This is a genomic window from Lelliottia sp. RWM.1, assembly GCF_016859735.1.
Classification (GTDB): domain Bacteria; phylum Pseudomonadota; class Gammaproteobacteria; order Enterobacterales; family Enterobacteriaceae; genus Enterobacter.
This window is the reverse complement of record NZ_WLVC01000037.1, coordinates 26335-49250: the sequence shown is the minus strand read 5'-3', so window position 1 is coordinate 49250 and position 22916 is coordinate 26335. Positions and strand designations below refer to the sequence as shown.

Genomic DNA, 22916 nt, shown 5'->3' with positions numbered 1-22916 from the left:
GGAACGGTCTGCGTTGTCGGGAAGATGCGTGATCTGATCCTTCAACTCAGCAAAAGTTCGATTTATTCAACAAAGCCTCATAGAAGTAAAACTCAGTTAAATGAAGATCGTTTTCTTTCACGTATGCCGCCAATTTGCGGATACGCTGTTCAAGCATTGTATCTATCCGTAAGGAAACACTCTGCGGAACGTCACTTGCAAATTCATTGATACAATCAACGGTAGAAACTATGAATTTATTGGTCATGGCAGGCTCCAGGCCACCGGGGAAACCGGTGGCTACGGTAATTGGCAGGCTTAAGCGCCGCAAAGGGTGTCAAGGGAAGGGAGAAGCTTGCTCAGCTTGTCGTAATCGAGCGGAGACAGTTCTGTAACGAGTTCGACCGAAAGACTAGTGTTGTCTTCTTCACACAGAATATAGATTCCGTCTTCTGGCTCTTTTCCGGCACATGCCTTCAGTCGTTTGTTAACGACCTCCTGGGCTGAATCCGCTACGTCGCAGCTCAGGACATAGCTTGCCACATAGCTGCTCTCACCGTGGTAATGCGTCACTTTACACAGAGCATACTGGATACCGGCTTTGTGAGCCTCATTCATGAGACGAGAAAACTGACAGCCATCCTGGTAATAGTGGGTATCCTTTGTGACCAGAATAGTCATACCCCCAAATTCATCTGTCCGGCTTTTACTGCATGTAAATGCAGCAGTAATTGTTACCATTTCCGAGAGGTCGAATACCGACAGCACGGCAGTTGTGAGGCAAATTGCATGGTCAAGATCAATGGTCTCTCCATGAAAAACTGCCAGCCCACTGCTGGTAACTTCTGTTGCGAACAACAGTTCATAATTGCAGTCTGGGCAGGATGGTTGCCCAAAGCTCGGCTCAGAAGGGTCATACTCAGGGTGGTTCTCGATAATACTGAGGATCAGCTTCTCAGTCAGAGAACAATCTGTCAGTGGCTTATCAAGCAAACGCTCACCTTCTGCAATTTCTGCTTCGGTAACGAATGTGATTGCTTCTTGTGCCATTTTTGCCTGCTCCTGAGTGCAGGGAATAATAAACGACGCCTGAGTATAATTATCTGCCACAGTTGACTCCTTGATTATTTAATTAATGTATTTGATGAGAAGATCATAACAAATACACTAATACCAACTAATAACCTGAAGGCGTTTTTTTAGAAAAAATATTAAGAAGAAGAATATGAACACTACCTCATCTTAAATTAATATCATTCAGGATTAATATTCATTTTTGCAAATAAAAACCGCCAGACGGCGGCTTTTATAAAGAGGGAAATATCATTGGAAGTTGAAATTACTTCACGGCAGGCCGACAAATTACGCGACTGCTGTGAGCTGAAGCGAAACTTGTAGAGGAAACTATAATCACCTTTTCTAAGTCGTCGGCACTGTCAGCAATATGATGCCGGAAAGCCTCCTCTGCATCACCAGGGGAGTCGGCTTCGACCAGGTAGGCCTGATCATCATCATCAAACATAATGCGCCCGGAAATGAGATAAAGTCGGCTCAAATCTGGCGTTGCTGCGCTCGTGCTTCGTTCGTTCAGATTCATTTTTTCTCCGTCTGTTGCTCGTAAAAAGAATGACGCCGGTTTAAAAGGCGTCGCCAGGGTTCGGGCTAAAACGCAGGGTTGCCATCGAGGAAGCTCATTGGCTGGCCAATAGCGGATGCCACCCTGAGAATTTCACCTGGTGTGGCATAACGCAGCATTTCAGAGCGTCCAAATTTCTGATACTCATCTACTGACATCTTTCTCCACTCTGGGTGAGGATCTTTTCCGCACAGTGACCAGTTGCTTTCAGAGGAATCACGACGGAGAACGTACACATCAAGCGAGGCTGTAAGCCCACTTCCATATCCCCGCTGCGCTACAATACGAACCTGAGAACCATCGTCGCGTTGCAACGTCTGGGTTAATTTCGTGATAGGATCCTGAGAATGCATGCCATTTACCTCGTTTTCAAAAGATTTACCGTAAGTAAATGATACCGAATCGAGAATTCTGGCTAATAGGTCAGAAGAAAAAATAATGAATATTTTTGAAGTGTAGGATAATGATTAGAATAAAATGGCCTGAATAAATCGCTAGCGGTTAAATCCGCTTATTTCAGAGAAGCTCTGATTTAGTAGTTAGGGAAAACGATGCGGTGAAAAGTAACTTTTACACCGCAATTCAGAAAAAAGTTTCAATTAGTCACATTACGAATAACCCGGCTTACTTTCGCATGTGCGTTCCCCTGGATGTTAAAGTAAAGCCCCTCAGGCAGACTCGTCGCCCACTTAACTCCTCGCTCAGCCATACGCTTCGGTGTTTCCAGCCAACCACGAGGAATATTGCCCGTAACGTCACCGATAACCCGTGAAATGCATGCTGCTACCCGGATGCCGCCGGGAATATCGCATTCGGATTCAACAATATGCATAACCTCAAATAAAGCACCATGCCGCTGGACATGATCGCCAATGTGCAACTCGATAGGAGAAACCATTTCTGTATCTGACTTCATATCTGTCCACCTTTAATTTAGAAACCGTCTAAATTACCAATATAGTTAATGTACCGGATGTTAATTCAACAAGTTCTGTATCACAACCATCAGTTTTTTTTGTTGGGTCTATATCGGAGAAACAAGTGAATATTGAATACACTCGTTAATACAGACAACCGGAAATGAATGGCACCCTAATTATCTCTGCGGCGTATGCTAAGCCGTTAATATTGTCATTTTATGGTAGAAACAATGCAAAATGAATAAACCGCTTGTCGCTTCAAACCACTTTATCAAAACCGTTAACTTGCATTAAGCCCGATACAGTTCGGCGAGCTCGTCCAGCATGGGGTTACTCTTATATCCCGGTGCGGCCGTAAAAAGGTTTCGGGAAATCGCCAGCCATTCCATGATTTTGTCCGTCGCCAGCCAACGTCTGCCAAGTCGCTCGGCTGCGATGGGAACTTTATGCAGGCCAGCGAAGGGATCTACAACAAGATCTCCCGGCTCTGTCAAAAACTCAATCAGAAACGCTGCAAGCCTGGTAGGAGACGTTGCACCATGCAGCGGAAAACCTAGCTCGCGGGCAATGGAATGGCAAAATCTCGTATCAGCGCAGCTATTGCCGTAAAACAAAGTATTTTTGGGGATCGTTCCTTCTGTTTTATTTCCAAAGGATCCGCTTTTAAGCTGGTACGCCCCATCACCATAAAAGGTCGTGCGATTTTCACCGCCTGCTGCCTGCAATTTAAGATGCTGCTCTGAATGCGGTTGCAGTACACGTAAGTTGTTTGAACGAACCTTACTCGCATCATTGGTAAACCACAGCACAGGCTCATACGATGAGCAGAGCTGCACTCGTTGCTTACATGCCCAGTGCGTTGGCGATGGGGGCTTACTGCGATTCACCCACTGAAGCCTGTCCATGAGCTCAAGCCCCAGCTTGTCACATAATGCCAGTGTCAGACGCTCCAGATACAGAGAACGTGAAGGCCTGCCCCTATTAAAGCTATCTTGAGTGATATTCAATGCCACACTTGCGCCGGGTACAAGCTGTTTCACGATCGGTTCGAGGATACGCAGAAGCCAGTCAATATAAACCTGCTCGCCACGCCCCCCGCCATGCCCGTAGTCTCTTGAATTTCGAAGGAGGTAAGGCGGCGAGGTCAGGCAAAGATGAATTTGCTCTGTGATATTGCTGAAGAAGGCATAGGCGTTTCCAAAAACCGATGCCCCAAGAGAAGTTGAGAAACCGACAACACAGAGCTTTTCCCATGACTCGTGTAGGTTTGTTTTCGTCTTAGAGGAGTATCTCCAGACGCCCCGTTTTTCTGGAACGCGTTCGATGACTCCGGCCTGCCGAAGAGTCTGCTGAAACCAGCGTACTTTGTGTTTGACGCCGCTGGTTCTGGTTTTATCTGACCCAAATTCTTTCAGTTCGTGCAATTCGGCATCCGACATGCCAGTTTCACGCTGCACTTCGCGATAAAGCTCGTCGTTGCTCAACGGCAATTCGGAGGCTGCGTAGATCCGTGCAATTAAATCCGTAGAAATCGTGCTCATCAGCCATCCTTAATGGAGATGCAGTTTAAATATCGGCCTGATGGTTGGAAGGGGGATTACTAAATCAAACCGATCTGTTTATTTATAGGCTTTGTCAGGTCATGCAGCACAGCTGGGCATGCGCAAAGAGACCCAGTCTTCTTTAGCGGAGACACCTTCAAAAGTTGTACTCAATCAGCCCCAAGATTTTGAAACTCAATGTGCTTTTGCTCACACTCCTCCCTGCCCCACGAGCCCTGCCATTCACAGATGTCCCGGTACTTAATTTCCAGCTTATCCATCTGTGAGAGGTTAGCTGTTGCGAAGTCTGGCCATATGTCGTGCCAGCATGCGTTGTACGTGACGCCTGCTGGTGGGCAATACATCATTGCATCAGCATGGATAATTTCAACGCGAGGATCGTTTGCAAACGAGGCCGCAACGAGGTTAATAACGTCCTGTTCTTTTTCAATTACTGTTACATGGGTTACATCTTCTTTTTGAAGAATGGCGTGAAGCACCATCCCCAGACCAAGACCATTAATGAGCACGCGCCCGGTGGCTCGCTCTAAAAAATCCTGGCAGGTTCTGATCTCCATCGGGGTATTGGACATCACCACATCCCAGCCGTTGGACAAACGCCGATATCTACCGGGCGGGATAAACTCGTCTGTATTACCTGTATACTCGGCACGAAGGGCGAGGCTCATCGCCTTATCTGCGGTAATTTCGAATGTGTCCAGTTTCCAGGTTCCGGACGTGCCGTCTTTAACGGGTAAATCAGAAAAGCAGCTCTTCATCAAGGCAACCAAAATTCCAGTAATGTTGTTACGCTGAACCTATCACAAACCTGCTCTTAATACAGTTATCAGGAGTGACAGCGATCTTTGAGGAATCGTTTAAATCACGGGCATCCTGTAGCGGACGCCCGATATTTAATCAAATGTCGCAGGTGTTAAAGGAAGCGTTGCAAAGTTGCAACGTCTTCTGGAGCAACCTCCACGCAGCTCCTGACACTGTAGTGATTTTCGCCGTTGTAGTCGTAAACCCCACCGTCTTCAAAACTCAGCTGTTCAAGCTCGCCATGGCACTCTGAAATGAGTGCCGTCTGGCAAGCATTTTTCTCACAATCGCTGACGAGTAACCGAACATAGCTATTCTCATGGTCGCCGTTTCGGTTCTGGATTTTAACGATAAAGTGTTTTTCAGACATTTGTGCCTCCAGCACAGTTTGAGGTTAATTTAGCGTTGCCCCGGCTCACCGGGGCAAGAATAAATCAACCCTTAATGAAACTGTGCCCCCAGGTGTTAGGCTTAAATGCCTGCTCTTTGATATATGTTTTCATTACCTTGCAGGTTTTTTTCAGGGCTTTGGTATTGGCATCGGTTACTGAGATAAAATGGCGAGAATAACGGTTTTCCCGGTATTGCTTATCAGCGTTTGGGTCAATTGCTTCGCTTTGCAGGAGTCCTTCGTGCCTGCCAATTACTATTACGTAGTTCATTTCACCTGAAACACGATCCGTGAGTAATTGAATGGAAATATCAGTCGCTCGCGTGGCCTGGCTAGCAGAAATTTTTGCATGTAAGAAAGCTCCCTTTCGAAAGTTGGCCGGAGTCAAACCTGTAATATCCTCGGTGCTAAAATTAAGTGAAGATAGAGTTGAAAATAAATCACAGCTAATGACTTCAGTATTATTAGACATAACCCGGCTCCGCTCATATTCATGTTAAGGTAATTATATCAGGTTGATAGCATTACCTAATAACTTGGTGGCAAAAAGTTGTGGTTTTTGATTAACTAAAATTGATGTTCTCAATACTGCTCAAGAATTCTTTCTTTACACCCGGAGTAAAAGGTATACGTTCAATGTATTTATAAAGCGTCGCAAAGGTTTTGGTTTCAATGTTTCGTGAAATAACATCATCAATCGGGTCTTCGAACATATTAATAAAAACATCAATATGCTGCTCTCCGCTTTCTGAAGCTAAAGAGAGAATACAGACCACTTCAATGTAGCGGTTATCCTGCTCTGCAATGAACAACCAGTGCCCTTCGTTAAAGGCTGGTGCAGCACTGAAGCGTTTTACAACAATTTCTGAAAGAGCATATCCTGCCTGATCCAACAGATTAATAAAGTTGAGTTGAGTTGAAACCACGTCTAACGCTTTCATAAAACCTCCTTTTCATCTGTACTTATTATACTGTTACCCATCCCCCCAGCTAATAACCTCCCAGCAAACTTTCAAAAAAAATACCACCTTTAATTAGAATTGAACACATCCTTTTTAAATAACAAAAAGGATTATGAAACCCACAATGTTTGTGATGTGCCACCAAGGAAAAGTAACTTTTATGTGCTCATAAATCTTATTTCGTATTCACTTTCCTTTGTCTTTCGGTCGTAGATTATCAGGGGAAGCATAAGAAGAATATGTGAGGTTTAAGCAAATGCGGTGATCGGGCATTATAATTTGGTGAGGCTATTATAAGTGGATAAAGATAGTCGTAGGTATAGGATCAGGTTAAATTGCATTTTCCCGGTTGCCTTCCCTGGCCTACCGGTTTCAGCTCAGATACTAAGACCAGCGGTAATACTTAAAATATTCCTCATTTGCAGCTATAAACTCCCTCAAACCGTTCATTAATCCCTTCTCAAACGCTGTCACGATAAACCGGTAACCGTCCAGTGTTTCAATGTAGTAAATACCGCCTGGTGTAATTCCAACATGCAACACCTCGGCTGTCATCATAAACTGGCCTTCCGGAAAATCATGCGAAAGGTAAATGAAACCAGTAGTGGCCGATGCGGGTGTGGCATTCACTAAGACCCCGTTAAACTGCTGCCCGTGCCTCGCCGGTACAAGCTCACTTCCCCTGGTTGACTTATCAAGCAGCCTCTTAACATCTTTTTCTTCTTTTAACGAGGTATAGACCCGCACATCACTGTCATCACCTGGGCGAGAGCCGGTGCCAACATGAGCAAGACGACGGTAAGCACTGCGCATATTAACGTGGCAGGATGCCCCTGCTCTACCCTGAAGCCTTACGCCAAAGTCTTCGCAAAGTAACAAAATCTGACGTAGCTGGTTTTCATGCACGGACGCTGAGAGTGAAAGATTGAAACAGGAAAAGGTCAGTTCTAAAACCTTTTCGCGTTTGTCATTGAAATGAGCTTCCAGCCTGATGACTGGCTTTTCCGACATTGCAAAAGCTTTGTCCGTTACTCTGTACCGGCATTCATCTCCGAAACATTCTTTAACAACGCTGGCTATGACCGTGTCGTGTTCTCCATCTTCCGGAGCTGGCACAAAGATTTCAAATTGTGCCGGTGTATCCGGCTCAAGCAGAACGGGATAGAGACGCGGAGAATTAAGCAAAGCGCATTCAGAATTAATGAGCTTAACCCAGGCGCTTTTGTCGTCCGGATCCTTAAGCTGCTGTCCAAGGTTATCGCAAAAGTCAACTATCTGACGGGTATGCTCATCCGTGACTGCACAGATCAGGTTAAGACCATGCGTGGCCATACGCAGTTCCCGGGTTCGGGACTGGGAATTGATCGACCAGGGGTTAAGTGAAAGCGAAATAGGGCTTATGGAAGGGACGACCGTCTCATTCTGCAAATCTGTAAGCTGGCAGTTCGCAGTAGGCTTCGGGGAAAGGGTACTAAATATGTAACTTGCCTGTTGTTTAGTACTGGCCTGGATATAAAACATCGCGTCCATGCTTGTATCCCGGGATGAAATTGAAAATAGCTTCATTTTTAACCTTAATGGATGAGCGATTTATAGTCATGTGCAGACAAATGAACATTATGTGCGCCATCATTCCATTCAAAGAATAATCGATACTTAGAGTTTACTCGAATGGAGGAATAACGGTTTGACGTCATTCTTAAGCGTTCATAACGCAAGCTGTTGGATAATAACTCCCGCTCACTCTGGACATTATCCAGCGTTTCAAGTCGACACAGAATCGCGTTAATAATTTCAGAAGGAATACCTGCCGTTGTTTTTCCATTACGGAAGAACTTTTCAAGCCGTCTGTCTTTAAATGAATGGATCATAGTTCCTCCGTAATAATTGACCTTAAAATTAAATTAAAAGGGCTTTGAATTAATGAATACCTAAAATGCGGGCGGCAACTGCCAGCTGCTTATCACTTAACTGACGCTGGTGGGTTAAAGAAGACTTAAGGCTTTCCAGAAAATTATTACTACTGGATTGTTGGGTGATTGCATCAACCATTTTTTGATGAGACCTGCACCATGCTGTGAACGCAGAACTGTGGGCGCTTTCAGTCCTTAAACGCTCGTCTTGCAGGGATGCTGACACTTTGCGGGCAGCTTGCGCATTAATGCGGTACAGCGCATTCAGCGTGTAAGCAGTACGGGTCGTTTCGAGGCTGTAACCCGTGGCTTTACAAGCCATACAGCGACTTCTATAAAAATGCTTACGCTCTCCCCGCCCATTGCATTTATCGCAAACAATACGAAAAGTATATTCCGCAGTACCTTTTACAGAATCAACACAGCGGATTTTTGCGCTGGAGATTTCAATTCCACTGCGATCATAATATTTGGTCATAATGTGATTCCTCCGGTTAGTTCTGGAGTAATCATGACAGAATGAATCTACTGGCTAATAACCTGAGAGTAAATATTTTAAAAAAACATTGAGAGAGGGGCTGCAAATTTATACACGAAGGATTCAAATATAATTTGTTTAAAAAATTAAGAGCATTCTGAAGTAAAATTGCATCAAAAAGCATTCATGGATAAATCATGTACTGGTGCCAGCGATTTAAACGAGGACATTGTTCCGGTGTAATTACACAGTTTAGCATCATAGATTATAACCAAAAGGAAGGAGTCCTTCCCGTCTCGGGAATATTACTTTCCCGTTTGCAGTTTAAGAGACACTTAATGAGAAAGTAATAATTAAGTCATGCTCAACTCTACATTTTACATTGAGGATGGCGTAACAGGGTACGGCATACTACCGTACCCTTGTGTAGGGTTTATGTTTGAGGGAATTCTATAGTAAATGTGGCCGTGCCAGATTGACCACTTACAGCGGGAGTAACGGGATATGTGCGCTCTTCACCATTACCAAGATCCAGTGACAGCGATTTAGTTTCACCAGGCTGGACCGTAACTCCGGCAACCGTAACGCCGAACTGGGCGTTTTTCTGAACAGTCAGGGTTCCGTTTAACTGTCCGGTAATGATAGAACCGTCCTGACGACGCAACACACTGGTTCGGATGATGGCCAGCGGCGTGTTGTCCGTTGCTTTCAGTGCTACGGCTGTGGCCAGCGTCTTGAGATTATCCAGCATAATCAGGTTAGCTGGCTGGTAGGTAAAATTAAGCGTTTTAGTGGTCCGGTTACCTGATTCGTCAATAGCCAGAGCCTCCAGATGATACATCTGTCCCGATTCGTCAGTATTGGGGAAGATTCTGGGGTATTCAGGAATAAAGACATCCTTGGATAGCGGCGTGAATGCAAGGGTGACCTTTTCAGAGTTAGGTCCACCAGCGAGCTGAAGCGATATCAGGGAAGCATCCCCAGAGGCATCAGTAACGCTTATGCGTAGGTTCTCAAGCCCTTTAACCAGTTTTCCTTCTGCGTCTGCGCCATTAAAGCTGAACGCAATAACCGGAAGCGTTGAGTCAATTTTCAGCGGTGCATTAAGCGTTTTGGTTCCTGTGTTTCCAACAAGATCCGTGGCAGACACGCTAACAACCGTATAATCCCCGTCCGGTAGACCAGCGTATGAGAAAGTGGCGTTTTTGGTTTTATAATCGCTTTCACTGACAGTCACAGGCTTCAGGGTGAAAGTTTCCCCCCGGGCATTTTTAAGGGTGGCTTCGAAAACTTTGGTATCCCAGTAGCTGATGTTCCAGGCGTTGACGCGATCATTATCGGTGGCCGTCATAGTGATTGTCTTGGAGGCCTTGTTTACCTGAGCGACATTAACCACCGGTGGGTTGTTATCCCAGATAACCGTAAAATTACCAGCAAGCGCATCGAATATGCTGTCACCATCTTTTCCCGAGTAAAGATGCAGATACTCAAATCCTTTGTCACTGGTGTAGTTGAAGTTAACCGTCATCTCGCATGAACTTTGTCCGACAGGAATAGTGCAGAACCAGGCTGCATTTTTTACCGTTCTGAACTTTTGCACGTATGGTCGGGGTTCTGCGGTTACCTTTATGCGGCTAATGGTGGCGGTTTTAACGCTGATTGAGGCCTGAGTTAACCACTCACTGGTATCACTCCGGTACATCTCTTTAGCCACTATCTTCGGGGCTATTTCCATCGCCGGGGCTGGAGTGAAGTTGAGGGAGTTATGATGAATTCGTCTTACTCCTCCCGCCAGAGTCTGAAATTCATGATAAGTATCCCCCACATTTGGATATATGTATTTGAAAGTATAGATATTATAAGTGCTATCGGACGTCTGGAAATTCGAGTCCGCCCAGCCATATTTGGAACCGTTAACAGCAGTAAAGTCACTTTTCTTCCTTAATACCCGTACGGAAATAGGGTTCTGGAAGACGGTCATGCCAGACTGATAGGAGACCCATGATCCGGTAGTGGCGTCCTGCACCTGGATGATATCGTCAGGCTTAACCCGATCAATTACGCTTCGGCGGCTTAGTTCGCTCCTGTTTCCCGCTTTGTCATAAAGGTAGATCCCCACTTTATATTCAGAGCGGTTTTCCGGTGCCAGGGCATTGCTGCTTGCGTCGGCGACTTGAACGGTTACGCTACCTTCCACTGTATTAATTTCCGCTGGCTTTTTACGCTCCACTCCAGCGGCATCGGTTATGAAATATTCAGCATTAGCAAGCCCGGAACCTTTATCACTCAGTCCATTAAAGACCAGTGCCTGGACGCTGGCGTACTGCATACCGGCTGGTACTGAAGTGAAGATCGCTTCGCTGCCAAAGTTCCACCCATTTCTCGTATAACTTATGGTACCCGTTGCCGGAGGCGTTCGGTCAATTGCAAGCGGGTAATCCTGCCGGGAGACCTCCTTCCCTTGCAAGTCGGTAATCACCTCTCTGAGGGTGAAGCTATCTTCTCCCATCGCTGGTACGGTCAGAGTCTTGCCGTAATAATCAAAGCCTGTCGAAGATGTGGTACGGTCATCAACGGTAACCAGGCTGCTTTTCGTGCTCCAGATGAGGCTCCCGTCACTTTTCAGCAGACTGAGCGTAATATAACGGTCCAGACCGGAAATAACGGCAACGTCAAAGCTCGTTACCGGATTAATCCATACGGATGCAGGCGATACGGTCTTTTTAACGTTCAGGGTATCTTTAAAGCTGAATTCTGCGATTTCAGCGGAAGCTCCTGCGCTGAAACCTGCAAATGCAATAAGCAGGGCTAGTTTGATTTTCATGGGTTGTCTCCTGATCAGGTTCCCCATGATACTTTTTCAGTGTTCGTGATCTTTTCGGGAAAATAGCTATTTTTGATGTTTTTCTTTTCTGCCCGGCGGGACTTTTTTGTTTACGTGAATGCAACAAAACCAGAAAAGTTACTTTTTGATAGGGTAAAATTAGGTTTCCCTAATTTCCAGAAGCAAGCGAAAGCAGAACTAGCTTAATAGCCATTAAGAACGCCATACCTATTGATAAATAACGCTCCTTACATTTAATGATTTGAGCATTTAAAAATGAATTAGCGAAAGAATTTTGGTTTGCTTTTTATTGCATGAGTAAAACAGTATTAATAATCCGGAGCCATTAGAACGTACTCTAAAGACTCCGGTATACAGATATCTTGCCAGTAAAAATGGCCTTACTCCTCATCATCCCCCAGCGCTTTTTTGATGGCGCGGCGGCGGGCTGCATCACCTACACGATATCCGACTGAATATACGTCATTCAACCGGCGCAGAATAAGATTTATTTCCTCATCCTGAATGTAGGCAGGTAAACACAGAACCACGTCGCCATCTTCATCATAGACTCGAACAACTTCCTTCTGCCCATCTCGCTCGCGAATAATCTGGACATGCTGAACCCTGGTGTATTCTGGGTTTACGCTCATTTTAAGTATCTCTCTGTAATTGTTGTTACCAGTTAGCTATAAGCCGGATAATTCTGGTATTCAGTGTTCTGCACAGCAATCGCCTGCTCGTGGATCATTGACACTGCCAGGCGGGCTTTAACTCGCTTGCTGGTGAGAAAACGCTTCACTTCTTTAAGTTCGCTGCCAGCCGACAGCATATTGAAGACATGCTGTTTGAGACTGTTGTTATTTTTGGCCACTTGTTTCTCCATCATCTTTGTACATGGTTATTTCAGGCTGGCCTGCCAGATCACACACGTTATCCATATGCTTTTGGACCCAGTCTGTTAGACCCAGACCTTCGGCCTTTGCCTGATTGACGTAACGCAGTTTACGTTCAGGGGTAACCCGCATCTGTAGTTGTGCCGTCGCTGGAACCGCCTCTTTCAGGGCGTTAAGGCCCCTCTGATCACGGGCCTGAATTGATGGTTTACCGCTAGGCATCTGATGTATCGCTCTCCCGGCGAGCGGTGGACAGCTCTATTTCTTTTGCGATAGCTTTATCTATGGCATCCAGCTGCATGGCAAACTTGATTTCAAGCGAACAGCGTAATGCCTTCAGGGCGCGTTCTTTGGTGCTGTATTGTGGTATGCCGTTCTGGCTACCATTCATGCCTCGCATGCGGCGGGAGGTTGCATCGACAACCTCTCCCTCTTCCCGTGTGCCGTGAACCGTAGTTCCGCTCCATGTCGGATAAACAGTGCCAGTGGCGGTGTTGAAGCTCCAGCCGTTTTGGTATTCCCCCGAGACCTCTGGTACGGGCATATCGCGTTCAACGCCATAGTCAGACCAGCGTAAAGCGCGGTTTATTCTGGCCTGTGCCACCAGCTCATCATACGCGGCTTGTTCTTTTTTATTCATCGCCATTTAGGGCAATCTCCTTAGAGGGGAATTAGGTGTTATATCGGTACGTAAGTGCTTTTCAGGCCTAATCTCTGACAAGGCCTGATGTGCCAGACTGCCGTTGCATTCACCGTTTTATGGCGGTTGACAGAGCCTCATTAAGAGCCGCAATTAGCTCAGGCGAAGTCGGCTCCAGATTTTTGGAAGCGTTCAGCAGCTCCTGAAGTGAAGAGATTTCCTTTGGCTCCACCTGGTTTGTTTCAGGTGCCGTTTTTTGCACTTCATCCAGTGTACGCTGTGCACCGTTATCCAGCACCAGCACCCCCCCGGCACGAATTTCTGAAATGGTGCGCAACGTATACATCAATTTATCCCAGACACGGCTACCAACCTCGAACCCGGAATCAGCTACTTTTTCTTCATTATGCTTTTGAAAAATTTCTTCTAACCAAGTGGTGAAGCGCTTTCCAAAAGTATTGGCGGCTAAAGAAGTGCAGGAATAAACCTGTTCAACCTGTTTTGTTCCATTTTTATCAGTGAATGTAATGAGACCGATTCGGCCACTGTTAACAGTGTAAAAGCGAGGTTGAAAGCCAGCTTTGAGAAGGTTTTCAATAGCTGAAAAAAAATCTTTTTTGAGCATCGGTTTCAAAATGGTTTTCCTTTTATGCCCGGTGCCGCCGGGGCGGTGGCGTTAAATATACGCCATGTAAGTAAATTAATTTATACCCATTTGATTGTCAATACAAACAAAAAAACAAACCATGTTTATTATTTTATCAACGATGCTATTTTAAAGTCCGTCTAAAATAAAAAACCAAAAAGTTAAATTTGAAGCCGTCCTTCCTAAATTCATTTCTTGCGCATATTAGCACCCTGCTTTAAGTAAATAATTTTTGAAAAAGTTGTCTGGAGGTTATTAGCTCGTGCATCTGGATTGGTAATATAAAGCCAACACAGAAAAGGAAAACAAAATGTATAAATTAGTATCTCCTCGTGAACTGACTGAGATTATTACCGGTTTACTGCTTAAACCTGAACTCCTTGGTGAGCTGGACTCACCAGAAAAGCATCGGATGTTTATGGCAGATTTAGGCCGCGTGGTGGCCGAACATTGTGGAGGTCTGGTAAACAGCGTCGTCTTGCCAGGAACAGAAGTTACAGTGTCGGATGGGTTACCGCTTAATGGCCAGCCGGTACGTTATCTCGGAATCAAAGAGAACATCCCTCACCTCCTTGTAGAGCCTGATGCTTCCTTACCTTCGCTCGCTAAAAACGTCTGGATGTATGCAGATCCTGAAGGCTGGAAAGAACATTTTGGAGCTGAGGAAGACTGCCTTACTCCTGAAATGATGCAGCTGTTCCGTAAAGGTATCCAGGCTCTTCAGAAAGAGCATGACACCCCTGAAATTAGCCTCACACTTCAGGACTGGCGCCTGGAGGAGGAAACACTGCCAGAAGAGGACAGTCAGGCCTATCAGGTCAGCGTTACCGGCCAACATAACATCCACTGTGAAGTTGTTAACAAGGAAGGTAACCCCTGTTTTGGTGTCATGTTCGAAATCGATCAGGGTGTGCCTGCCTTACACATCAACACCGGCGGGGATATGTTGCTCCACATTCATTGCGCCCATAACGGACTCGTTCTGACCCCTGATGCAAGCGGTCAGCGATTTGATAAGGCTCCCGTTGACCGCTTCTCTTATAACAGCCCATCCCTGCTGTTGTCTGCCGACTAACCAAGGCCAAATCTGAATTGTCCCGTTTAAGTAACCAACCCGCTGCCGCCAGGCGGGTAAATCCTCTTAATGGAGTTTTAATGCAAATCTCAACTGAAGTTCTGAACGTCTTATCTCGCTGCCGTGCTGAAGGGAACTTTCTTTTCCTGGCCGACCAGCTCGACCGCAGCATTTATGTTAAGACAAACAAAGTGCTCGAAGCCGCCGGTGGCAAATGGAACCGAAAAGAGCAGGCACATATTTTTACGGCGGATGCAGCTGAGCGTATCGAGCAAATCATTCTGACAGGTTCGGTTGACATCCCACGAGATCTGTTCAATTTCTTCCCTACACCTGAGAATTTAGTCACAGATATGGTTCTACGCGCTGAACCAGCTGCCGGGGAGCGTGTACTGGAGCCAGAGTTTGGTGATGGCCGCATTCTGAAAGCCTTAAAACTGGCGGCTCCGGATGCATTGATTACCGGGATCGAATTGAACGATGAGCGATTCCTTGCAGTGAAGAACGATAGTGTCCTTAGCACAGGAGTCGAGCTGGTGCATACCGACTTTCTTGGGTACCAGCCCGATGAAACTTTTGATGTTATCGTTATGAATCCACCATTCCTTAAACGCTCTGACGTTAAACATGTCATGCATGCCATCGCAATGCTCGCTAAGCGAGGTCGCTTACAGGCCATTCTGTCAGCTGGGGTATTGTTCCGGGAAGACACACTGACAAAAGCGCTCAGGGAGCGAGTCAAACAACTTGGCGGACAAATTTCGCCTCTTCCGGATGATACATTTAGGGAGTCCGGAACAAAGGTCAAAACAGCCCGCCTTGAAATTGATCTTCGCCGCTAACTGACAAGCAACCGGAAAGAAATCTTAATACGAGTAGCCGGTTAAAGTTACCTGACCGGCTTAACTGACTAAATCAATAAAGAGTGAACAGAAATGACGCATACTGCCGTTTCTCAGGCTAATAGTGCTTTGCAGCTACCCACGGTGGAGCATGTCTACGCTCTTCTGAAAGCAAATTGTAAACCTGACCGCTTTGACGGGCGTGACGGACCCGTGTGGGGCCAGGAATACTCGTGGAATCTGGCAAAAGATCGCTTACAGGATCTGGAGAAATACGGTAAGGCATATGTCTCCCGTCATGAAGACCGTATGGGGGAAGGATTTAGTTTTGGTCCTGACCTGTTAATTATTCGCTAACGCTCCTAATGCCTGATGATATGGTAAGCACAACTGGAAAAATATGTTTTCAAAGCCTATGACCACTTTCACACCAGAACGTATTGAACAAATTTTGGAATTTGCCGAGGGTAGTAACCCAAGCGAAGCAATGAGTCTCAGAGCTGACGAAGTTGCTGTACTGGCACGTATTGGAAAGGCAGTTATGTCGATTGCGCCTGTTTATCAGTGCGAGTTTTGCCACCATGACGCAACCGGGCAACTTCAGTGGCACTGGGAAGATGTGAACAAAGCTTTTTATGATAAATACGATCCAGACAGACGCGGAAGACGTCGAATCCTCTATACCGCCCCGCCGATGCCTTTAGTTTCGGCTGACCTGCTTAACATGGCTTCATCTGCTATTGAAGACTTGCTCACTAACAAAGACAGAAGTGGTGCGGGAATGTGGAATGACATTCCAGAACAGCTACGACGCGCAGCAGAACTGGTAATGGATAATAGCCGGGCCGCTGAAACAGAAGCGATGCTGATGCGTCTTTATGTAGAATGTGACACAGGTGAGCGCAGGGGCAACGGCACTCAATCTGGCGTAGCAATGCCTTCTTGGCAAACCGTTGAAGAGGCACGTGTGTTGCTAGGGGTGAAATGATGCAGTTCTCGCCAGGGCAGTTTGTAATTCACAACAAGAAGCGCCTTGCGGAACGAAGGTAGACGTACTGACTGAGGTTCACTCCCCTCTCGACTGGTGGCGTAATGCCGCCAGGTTTTGATTCATATATGCCGTCCGTTAACGCATTTATATCTGACATACCTAATTTATCCTGATTCTTTTTTACATAAAGTAAAAGCATCACTTAATGCGATATGTGGATGCCGATAGTTTCAGGCTAATGTTATAAGTTTTGCAATCGTTGCCAGTTTGGACACCACAGAAATGTCAGATGTAATTCCAAAAAGAAAGATTTCCGTCCTGAACGCACAATAAGGTTTGTCGAAAGGCAAATTATAGATTTGTAATTTCGAGCACCATATGGAGAAGTTTTTTATACTTTTACGAACATAGTGACCTTTAGGAAAAGCTTAAAATAACACCAAACCTAAAGGGGAATAAGAATGAAACATCTCGCTTTTATTACTGCTGTAGCCGGACTCGGTATGTCTGTTCAGGCCCCAGCTCAGATATATGAATCGGCCTTTAAAGACACGAACGGTATTGAGATCCACGCCCCGTCTTCTCGTCTTATGCTTAATCCGGCATCACCGGTAACTTTGACACTTATTTCAGGTCTTGATCGTTTCGTTAATGTCAAAGTCACGAAAGACACTGGAACTGTCATTCTTAATACTACGACTACACGGACGGGTGTATCAGACCGACTAACAGCTGCTGACGGTAGTGAGTTCTACGGCAAAAAAGTAACTTTGCCTGCTTTGGGTGAAGGCAAATTTGTCGTTCAGATAAACGTGTTAGATCTCAATCAGAAGCCTGTAGCGACCTATAACTATAACTGGCTAATTGATGTCACCCCTCCAGCGGCAAATGCTCTTACCGCTAATACTGGTTCTGGCTCTACCGCTGGTGACGTGTGGAAGCTTGGATTAGAGGCAACGGGGCAGTATGACTTCACCTCTTCGGGCGTAAGTGATGCAAATGGTATTGATAAGGGCCTAATATATATTTACAGGCAGGACGGTAGCCTCTACAGCACTACACAGATGCAGTATGACGTATCCGGCCAAAAGATGTACCACACTTACTCTAAGAATTCAGTTAAGGGAACCGGAATACCAGACAGCAACCTGGATGAAGACTTTACTGCAAAAGTTGTTATCTTCGATAACGCAGGTAATAGCCGAACGCTGCCAACTCAAAAATTTCGCTACGACAACACGCTGGGTGAGATGACACTGTGGGCCGTTCATGATCCAAATACGTCTTCCAGCGTCGTACCCGGGGTTTCTAATTATCCGGCTTACAAAGCCGGTATGGTCGTTAACGAAAACCCTATTCGATTAGTCTACCGGATCCCAAAATCTAACTACCGTGCTTATTCAGAAGGTGGGCTTCAGTTCATCAATCAATATTCCGCCCCCAAAGAGATAGCTGTAGACAGCACTTATGCTTATGTTGAAATGACTCTTCCCTATGGCTCAATTAATGGGGATATGGCTCGTATGGCGAACTTTGGCCAGTGGGGAGGGTATTATCCGTCATACAGCCTCGTTCTAAACCCATCTGCAAACCAAACGCCTGCATTTGCGGGTACCTGGGTAGATTTCCTCGATGACAAGGGGAACTGGGTTAAGTGGAAGGATTTTGAGAGTGTGGCTTCATCACGACTGCCAATTAAAATTTCCCGACTTCGTTTTAACGTTGAAGCCCGGCCCTTTGCACAAGAGATCGGCGGTAAGGCGACCTGCACCATTCCGGCAGGAAAAACCTCGTGTGAAGCGCCTGAGACGTTTGATATGGCCTTGGGTACCCAGGGCTACAATAGGATCCTTTACTTCGTTCGCAGCATCAGCAATCCCATTTTGCGGTCTGAGCAATGGATTATGACACGCTGGAACAATAAACAACTGCCGGTAATAAACTCGATATCATATGACGAGACTAACAAGCAGCTGGATGTACTGGCGTCACTTGAAGGCGATGGTAACTGGTTCGACTCGGTCTCATTGAGGGAATTTTATCTTTCCGATAAGAACACCGGTACCCGGATGTCACCCACAGGCGTAATCAAATCTCGTATCTCAGGTAACTACACGATTGCTTATGATTTATCCCGTCAGTCTGAAGGAAAATACAACGTTGAGGTCAACATCAGGGACTTCTTCCAGAACCAGACCAATAAAACTTTCGGAGAAATTGCTCTGGATAACACTCCTCCGACAGTGGCCATAACATTCGACGGAAAGCCGGTAAAAGACGATACGGTAGTGTACGGCCTGGAGAACCTCAGGATCGCTCTGGCAGATAATCTGACAACCCCGAGGATAACCCGTCTTCAGCTCGTAGGTGGCCCCACAGCTGATAACGTTGAGCTTACGTGGTCACCGGCAGGCAAAGATACATACATGCCTGAGTATCCGAGGCTGTTCCCAAATTTCGAACCATCTGAAAATTATTCAATTAGCGTAACAGTTGCCGATAGTCAGTCGAATACCAAAACCTATACTCAGAAGTTCAGTTATCTACCGAATAACCTTGTGCAGTTACATAATCTACGCACATTATCGGTCAGTTCGCCTCTCAAAACGACAGATGGCGTACCCCTTGCGTACCTGTCCACTAACGTTCTGCGTAAGACAAATGGAGAAATTGCTAAAGGGGTCCAGAACGCAACGCTGACTGTGCGGAAGGATGCAGCCTTCGGTATTAAATTTAACGGGGCACAGGCGGCTCCAGGTGAGTCAGTTGAGGTGCAAATAGATATGGGCCAGGGGGATAATCTTCTGTTACCCGTTTATCCTTCCGAAAATGGGAAAGTTGGCACCTCAGAATTCATGATTCAGATCGACGAGTTGAAGTAACTACCCGGAGCCGACAGTAAAACTGACGGCTTCAATTTTACTGCCCTCCTTGACTCCGATCAGCCAGTACGTCTTCAGAGATTCGCAAGGAAGAACCGAAAGAAAAGTTACTTTAATCGTACGTTTCCAGCGATGCTTTTAAAAGACAATGCACACTCGTTGATTACGACAATGGGAGTGAGTGTCGAAACCCTTGAGTAAGGATACCCGGTAAATATACAGCCCCGGGGATCCTCTTCCTTCAACCGGGGATGACAACGGTAGTGAGTCCGGCAACTCACTCCCGTTGTCACTTCTCTGACATATCGTCATACGAGCTTACTCAAGTGCATCCACAAAGATGGGATCGTTTTGAATCTAAACTGGTACTGGTTAGCCAGTCACTTGCATCTATTCCCCCGTCGATACTTAAGTGACAATTGTAGTGATCTGCAATACTGGTGTCTCAGAAACACTGACGACGGTAGAGACTCAATACCCTAACCCCTGACAACAGGAGTGAGCTTAGAGGTGTTACGCTGCTGTCACTTAATGCTTGGGAATTGCCTGACTCACAACCATTGTCATCCGGAGCTACTGATTAACGTTGAACCGCTGGACTTTAATGACAGTGGTAGTGATGGATAGGCTCATTTCCATTGTCGTCATTTTATCGGACAAGCCTCTTCGTCCTACAGGTTTAAGCTGACAATGGTAGTGATTGGATGATCTCACTACTGTTGTCACTCAGTTCTTTGAGCGGACCCTTCCCTCGGTTGGTCGGCATTAACAACGGTAGTGACTCGATTGGCTCACTGCCATTGTCATCGTGTAAATGACGTACCTTATCAGCTCAGCTGAAAGCAATGACAACGGAAGTGACTCTAATTGCTCACTGCCATTGTCGTCGTGTCTATTGAGAGCCTTATCAGTGCACCTGAAAAGCAATGACAACGGTAGTGATTCTAATGGCTCACTACCGTTGTCACCGTGTGTATTGAGAGGATGGTCCACTTAACTGGACGTCTATGACAATGGTAGTGACTTTAATAGCTCACTACCATTGTCGGCGTGTGAATTGAGAGGATGATCAGCTCAGCTGTACGGCCATGACAATAGTAATGACTTAATGAGCTCACTACCGTTGTCACCCTGTTAATTAAGAGGCTCATCTGCTCTTCTGGAAGGCTATGACAACGGAAGTGACTTGCTGGGCTCAGTGCCATTGTCGCCGTATGAATTGAGAGGATCATCCGCTCTTCTGGATGGCAATGACAACGGTAATGACTTAATAGGCTCACTACCGTTGTCATCCTGTAAGTTAAGAGGTTGATCTGCTCAACGGGACGACTATGACAACGGTAGTGACTTGCTGGGCTCACTACCATTGTCACCCTGTGAATTGAGAGGTAGATCCGCTTAACCAGACGTCCATGACAACGGTAGTGACTTTCTGGGCTCAATACCGTTGTCACCCTGTGATTTAAGAGGTTGACCCGCTCTACTGGACGGCCATGACAACGGTAGTCACTTTCTGGGCTCACTACCGTTGTCGCCACATAGAATGAGAGGAGCATCAGCTCAGCTGAACGGCAATGACTACAGTAATGAGCTGGATGAAGCATAACCATTGACATCTGGCCCAACCGGAAGCCGTATTCGCCAATCCAATCGAGATTCACAATGGCCGTGACTCGCCGCATTAAGTTCCGGTGTCCTCCCAAAGCTGAACGCACACTCGGAGGACAATGACAATGCCAGTAAGGTACACATCATTACCATTGTCACTATAGCTACCAGAGAAGCCGGGATTTGAATGTCGATGGTAGTGAGTGGGTCAACTCACTGCCATTGTCACCCCGTTACGATATTTTCCGTTGGATGTACTGGCCAATGAAGTAAAGCGTAGAAACCGGGTGTTAACAGGTGACTCAGGAGAAAGCGTTGAATTCGCAATCTCGATCTACATAGGGTGGTAGAGAACAATGACAACGGTAATGACTTTTGACTCATTACCGTTGACGTGAAAGAGCGGGCTGGGACTAACGAAAATCGAAGAAGTAATTTAGCACCCGGAGCCTGAACCGCCGGGTTAACTTTAGCTGGCGTTGCTGTTCTTTTTCTGGCTTCGAAGACTACGAATATAGCGCAGTTCTTCAGCGGTTAAATCATGGACGGTAAGAACATCATCGCCGTCTATCGGGTCAGCTGGTGGGCATAACTCACCTTCTAAAACAGAAGACCCTGAGTTCTCTTCTTCATCTTCAACCACTTCTAAAGGAGGCTGAGTATTGTTCAAATTCAGATCGGGATCCCGCTTATGAATCTGGAAGTATACTTTTCCGTCTTTCTTAATTTCGGTGTACTGGAGGTATCCTATCGATGCCAACTCTTCAAGAGCCTTTCTCACGGTAGCATTCTGACTATTTGCTCGTGTTTTGAGGTTCAGACGATTTTTCAGCCGAGTAAGGGATATCGGTATAGGATTTGGCGGTAATGACTCTATGAACGTATAGAGAGCCTGGGCGCTTTCCTTCTTGGCCAACTCCTTAATTGCCTTCAGCTGCATCAAAACCTTATGATCGTATTGATAGAGCTCGAAAATCTTAGGATCAACCTGAAGGACAACCTGATCTGATTCCGGGTCTAACAGGGCAGACTGTACCAGATGCGTTGTATAGACTTTGGACGAGTTATTACTGGTGAACGACAAGGTAACGGATGCTAACCTGCGTAAGGAGGCGTCTATACGTTTTCTGGACGCTGTAGATGAGCGATAATTTTCAGGCGTACATAGCTTGAGGAATTCAGTGAATTTTAAGCTTATCGTGTCATTGTTAATCGGATGATTGGCATAGGTTCGAATGATGCCCATCCACGTCTTAAAATCTACTGACATATCAAGACGCTCACCGACAATTGAAATATTGGTGAACCCCTCGCTCTCCATTAAAGAGAGCGTCTGTAACTCTTTCGTTGCGTCAAAGCCAACCGTTTTATATTCCCGATTTTGACGCCCCACACTCTTTGGTGATGGGACGAACAGCCCGAGCCGCATCAAAGCAATAGACTGCACCGTACGGTTGCTGTTAGGACGCAAAATGATGTCTTTACCTGATTCTTTCTCTCTAACAGAGAAAGCCCTGGTGACCAGGTCCTGCTGCTCAGTATCTTTCTCTTTAGTCATAATAAGTTATCACTGAATGTGTAAACAGATTGGTGAATAGTAAGCCCCAGCGAACTCTATGTCACTGGATGGATCATTGTGATGATCCATATCTGTGCATAAGTTCTACCTAAAAAAACGACTCCACTCATTAAAACTTGGCAAAAACTCTTTGCATACAATGACCTGCAACTCTTATCAACAACGGATCAGATCAAGTTAAAAAGATCTAATGAAAAGTCACTACTATTGTCGCTCTGATCACTACTGATGTCAAAAAACTCATTACCAACGTTATAATAATCACTACCAATGTCAAAATAATCACTACTG

At 45.9% G+C, this 22916-nt stretch carries 23 protein-coding genes and 1 pseudogene; 6 read left to right on the top strand and 18 right to left on the bottom strand.

The window, feature by feature from the left end:
- Positions 1–210 (top strand): annotated as a pseudogene (locus tag GF617_RS20730) (hypothetical protein); the annotation flags it as partial.
- 87 nt (positions 211–297) lie between these two features.
- Here GF617_RS20730 and GF617_RS20725 read toward each other — a convergent pair.
- The 17 genes from GF617_RS20725 to GF617_RS20645 all read right to left on the bottom strand — a co-directional run bounded on the left by GF617_RS20725 (position 298) and on the right by GF617_RS20645 (position 13627).
- On the bottom strand, positions 298–1089 hold the full coding sequence (locus GF617_RS20725) for a hypothetical protein (protein ID WP_000774871.1): 792 nt from the start codon (positions 1087–1089) through the stop codon (positions 298–300).
- 229 nt (positions 1090–1318) lie between these two features.
- Positions 1319–1576: a hypothetical protein gene (locus GF617_RS20720; protein ID WP_001052325.1), complete on the bottom strand. Its 258-nt coding sequence runs from the start codon at positions 1574–1576 to the stop codon at positions 1319–1321.
- Between the two features lie 65 nt (positions 1577–1641).
- Positions 1642–1968 (bottom strand): hypothetical protein, encoded by a 327-nt coding sequence (locus tag GF617_RS20715; protein ID WP_000556022.1) that lies wholly within the window; start codon positions 1966–1968, stop codon positions 1642–1644.
- 242 nt (positions 1969–2210) lie between these two features.
- Complete coding sequence (locus GF617_RS20710) at positions 2211–2531, bottom strand: hypothetical protein (RefSeq protein ID WP_000834113.1); 321 nt, start codon at positions 2529–2531, stop codon at positions 2211–2213.
- A 294-nt stretch (positions 2532–2825) separates the two neighbouring features.
- Positions 2826–4076, bottom strand: coding sequence for a site-specific DNA-methyltransferase (locus tag GF617_RS20705; protein ID WP_000104393.1), 1251 nt, complete (start codon positions 4074–4076; stop codon positions 2826–2828).
- A gap of 170 nt (positions 4077–4246) precedes the next feature.
- Positions 4247–4855: a hypothetical protein gene (locus GF617_RS20700; RefSeq protein WP_000833775.1), complete on the bottom strand. Its 609-nt coding sequence runs from the start codon at positions 4853–4855 to the stop codon at positions 4247–4249.
- 155 nt (positions 4856–5010) lie between these two features.
- The gene (locus tag GF617_RS20695; RefSeq protein WP_001290639.1) at positions 5011–5268 is read right to left on the bottom strand and encodes a hypothetical protein; all 258 of its coding nucleotides are present in this window, start codon (positions 5266–5268) and stop codon (positions 5011–5013) included.
- Positions 5269–5332: 64 nt separating this feature from the next.
- Positions 5333–5761, bottom strand: coding sequence for a hypothetical protein (locus GF617_RS20690; RefSeq protein ID WP_000069824.1), 429 nt, complete (start codon positions 5759–5761; stop codon positions 5333–5335).
- 91 nt (positions 5762–5852) lie between these two features.
- Positions 5853–6230, bottom strand: a complete 378-nt coding sequence (locus GF617_RS20685) for a hypothetical protein (RefSeq protein ID WP_000645320.1) — start codon at positions 6228–6230, stop codon at positions 5853–5855.
- A 405-nt stretch (positions 6231–6635) separates the two neighbouring features.
- Positions 6636–7781 carry a hypothetical protein gene (locus GF617_RS20680; protein ID WP_000339750.1) on the bottom strand — a complete coding sequence of 382 codons (1146 nt, stop codon included), beginning with the start codon at positions 7779–7781 and terminating at the stop codon, positions 6636–6638.
- 44 nt (positions 7782–7825) lie between these two features.
- Positions 7826–8122 carry a type II toxin-antitoxin system RelE/ParE family toxin gene (locus GF617_RS20675; RefSeq protein WP_000581857.1) on the bottom strand — a complete coding sequence of 99 codons (297 nt, stop codon included), beginning with the start codon at positions 8120–8122 and terminating at the stop codon, positions 7826–7828.
- Between the two features lie 49 nt (positions 8123–8171).
- Entirely contained in the window at positions 8172–8642 is a 471-nt protein-coding gene (locus GF617_RS20670) for a hypothetical protein (RefSeq protein WP_000170639.1), read from the bottom strand.
- A gap of 433 nt (positions 8643–9075) precedes the next feature.
- Positions 9076–11466, bottom strand: coding sequence for an Ig-like domain-containing protein (locus GF617_RS20665; protein ID WP_000694552.1), 2391 nt, complete (start codon positions 11464–11466; stop codon positions 9076–9078).
- Positions 11467–11867: 401 nt separating this feature from the next.
- A complete protein-coding gene (locus tag GF617_RS20660; protein ID WP_000115760.1) occupies positions 11868–12119 on the bottom strand; it encodes a hypothetical protein in 252 nt (83 codons plus the stop codon).
- A gap of 32 nt (positions 12120–12151) precedes the next feature.
- Positions 12152–12340 carry a hypothetical protein gene (locus tag GF617_RS20655; RefSeq protein ID WP_001107529.1) on the bottom strand — a complete coding sequence of 63 codons (189 nt, stop codon included), beginning with the start codon at positions 12338–12340 and terminating at the stop codon, positions 12152–12154.
- A gap of 236 nt (positions 12341–12576) precedes the next feature.
- Positions 12577–13008, bottom strand: a complete 432-nt coding sequence (locus tag GF617_RS20650) for a hypothetical protein (protein WP_001251242.1) — start codon at positions 13006–13008, stop codon at positions 12577–12579.
- A gap of 103 nt (positions 13009–13111) precedes the next feature.
- Positions 13112–13627, bottom strand: coding sequence for a hypothetical protein (locus GF617_RS20645; RefSeq protein WP_012695482.1), 516 nt, complete (start codon positions 13625–13627; stop codon positions 13112–13114).
- A 331-nt stretch (positions 13628–13958) separates the two neighbouring features.
- Here GF617_RS20645 and GF617_RS20640 point away from each other — a divergent pair, with 331 nt between their 5' ends.
- The 5 genes from GF617_RS20640 to GF617_RS20620 all read left to right on the top strand — a co-directional run bounded on the left by GF617_RS20640 (position 13959) and on the right by GF617_RS20620 (position 19438).
- Positions 13959–14723, top strand: coding sequence for a hypothetical protein (locus GF617_RS20640; protein ID WP_000277498.1), 765 nt, complete (start codon positions 13959–13961; stop codon positions 14721–14723).
- Positions 14724–14803: 80 nt separating this feature from the next.
- The gene (locus GF617_RS20635; protein WP_001447802.1) at positions 14804–15565 is read left to right on the top strand and encodes a methyltransferase; all 762 of its coding nucleotides are present in this window, start codon (positions 14804–14806) and stop codon (positions 15563–15565) included.
- A 93-nt stretch (positions 15566–15658) separates the two neighbouring features.
- The gene (locus tag GF617_RS20630; protein WP_000149862.1) at positions 15659–15922 is read left to right on the top strand and encodes a hypothetical protein; all 264 of its coding nucleotides are present in this window, start codon (positions 15659–15661) and stop codon (positions 15920–15922) included.
- 130 nt (positions 15923–16052) lie between these two features.
- Positions 16053–16553: a hypothetical protein gene (locus tag GF617_RS20625; protein WP_239006559.1), complete on the top strand. Its 501-nt coding sequence runs from the start codon at positions 16053–16055 to the stop codon at positions 16551–16553.
- A gap of 464 nt (positions 16554–17017) precedes the next feature.
- The gene (locus GF617_RS20620) at positions 17018–19438 is read left to right on the top strand and encodes an Ig-like domain-containing protein (RefSeq protein WP_000681217.1); all 2421 of its coding nucleotides are present in this window, start codon (positions 17018–17020) and stop codon (positions 19436–19438) included.
- 2077 nt (positions 19439–21515) lie between these two features.
- On the opposite strand, the gene repHI2 is transcribed toward GF617_RS20620, so the two are convergent.
- Positions 21516–22604: an IncHI-type plasmid replication initiator protein RepHI2 gene (gene repHI2 / locus GF617_RS20615; protein ID WP_000159528.1), complete on the bottom strand. Its 1089-nt coding sequence runs from the start codon at positions 22602–22604 to the stop codon at positions 21516–21518.
- Positions 22605–22916: the final 312 nt, after the last annotated feature.

Coding starts and splice junctions, on each gene's coding strand:
- GF617_RS20710 (WP_000834113.1), bottom strand. CDS start 2,531: ATGAAGTCAGATACAGAAATGGTTTCTCCTATCGAGTTGCACATTGGC.
- GF617_RS20625 (WP_239006559.1), top strand. CDS start 16,053: ATGAGTCTCAGAGCTGACGAAGTTGCTGTACTGGCACGTATTGGAAAG.
- GF617_RS20685 (WP_000645320.1), bottom strand. CDS start 6,230: ATGAAAGCGTTAGACGTGGTTTCAACTCAACTCAACTTTATTAATCTG.
- GF617_RS20635 (WP_001447802.1), top strand. CDS start 14,804: ATGCAAATCTCAACTGAAGTTCTGAACGTCTTATCTCGCTGCCGTGCT.
- GF617_RS20620 (WP_000681217.1), top strand. CDS start 17,018: ATGAAACATCTCGCTTTTATTACTGCTGTAGCCGGACTCGGTATGTCT.
- GF617_RS20695 (WP_001290639.1), bottom strand. CDS start 5,268: ATGTCTGAAAAACACTTTATCGTTAAAATCCAGAACCGAAACGGCGAC.
- GF617_RS20705 (WP_000104393.1), bottom strand. CDS start 4,076: ATGAGCACGATTTCTACGGATTTAATTGCACGGATCTACGCAGCCTCC.
- GF617_RS20720 (WP_001052325.1), bottom strand. CDS start 1,576: ATGAATCTGAACGAACGAAGCACGAGCGCAGCAACGCCAGATTTGAGC.
- GF617_RS20675 (WP_000581857.1), bottom strand. CDS start 8,122: ATGATCCATTCATTTAAAGACAGACGGCTTGAAAAGTTCTTCCGTAAT.
- GF617_RS20665 (WP_000694552.1), bottom strand. CDS start 11,466: ATGAAAATCAAACTAGCCCTGCTTATTGCATTTGCAGGTTTCAGCGCA.
- GF617_RS20660 (WP_000115760.1), bottom strand. CDS start 12,119: ATGAGCGTAAACCCAGAATACACCAGGGTTCAGCATGTCCAGATTATT.
- GF617_RS20650 (WP_001251242.1), bottom strand. CDS start 13,008: ATGGCGATGAATAAAAAAGAACAAGCCGCGTATGATGAGCTGGTGGCA.
- GF617_RS20690 (WP_000069824.1), bottom strand. CDS start 5,761: ATGTCTAATAATACTGAAGTCATTAGCTGTGATTTATTTTCAACTCTA.
- GF617_RS20645 (WP_012695482.1), bottom strand. CDS start 13,627: ATGCTCAAAAAAGATTTTTTTTCAGCTATTGAAAACCTTCTCAAAGCT.
- GF617_RS20630 (WP_000149862.1), top strand. CDS start 15,659: ATGACGCATACTGCCGTTTCTCAGGCTAATAGTGCTTTGCAGCTACCC.
- GF617_RS20715 (WP_000556022.1), bottom strand. CDS start 1,968: ATGCATTCTCAGGATCCTATCACGAAATTAACCCAGACGTTGCAACGC.
- GF617_RS20680 (WP_000339750.1), bottom strand. CDS start 7,781: ATGGACGCGATGTTTTATATCCAGGCCAGTACTAAACAACAGGCAAGT.
- GF617_RS20640 (WP_000277498.1), top strand. CDS start 13,959: ATGTATAAATTAGTATCTCCTCGTGAACTGACTGAGATTATTACCGGT.
- GF617_RS20700 (WP_000833775.1), bottom strand. CDS start 4,855: ATGAAGAGCTGCTTTTCTGATTTACCCGTTAAAGACGGCACGTCCGGA.
- GF617_RS20670 (WP_000170639.1), bottom strand. CDS start 8,642: ATGACCAAATATTATGATCGCAGTGGAATTGAAATCTCCAGCGCAAAA.
- repHI2 (WP_000159528.1), bottom strand. CDS start 22,604: ATGACTAAAGAGAAAGATACTGAGCAGCAGGACCTGGTCACCAGGGCT.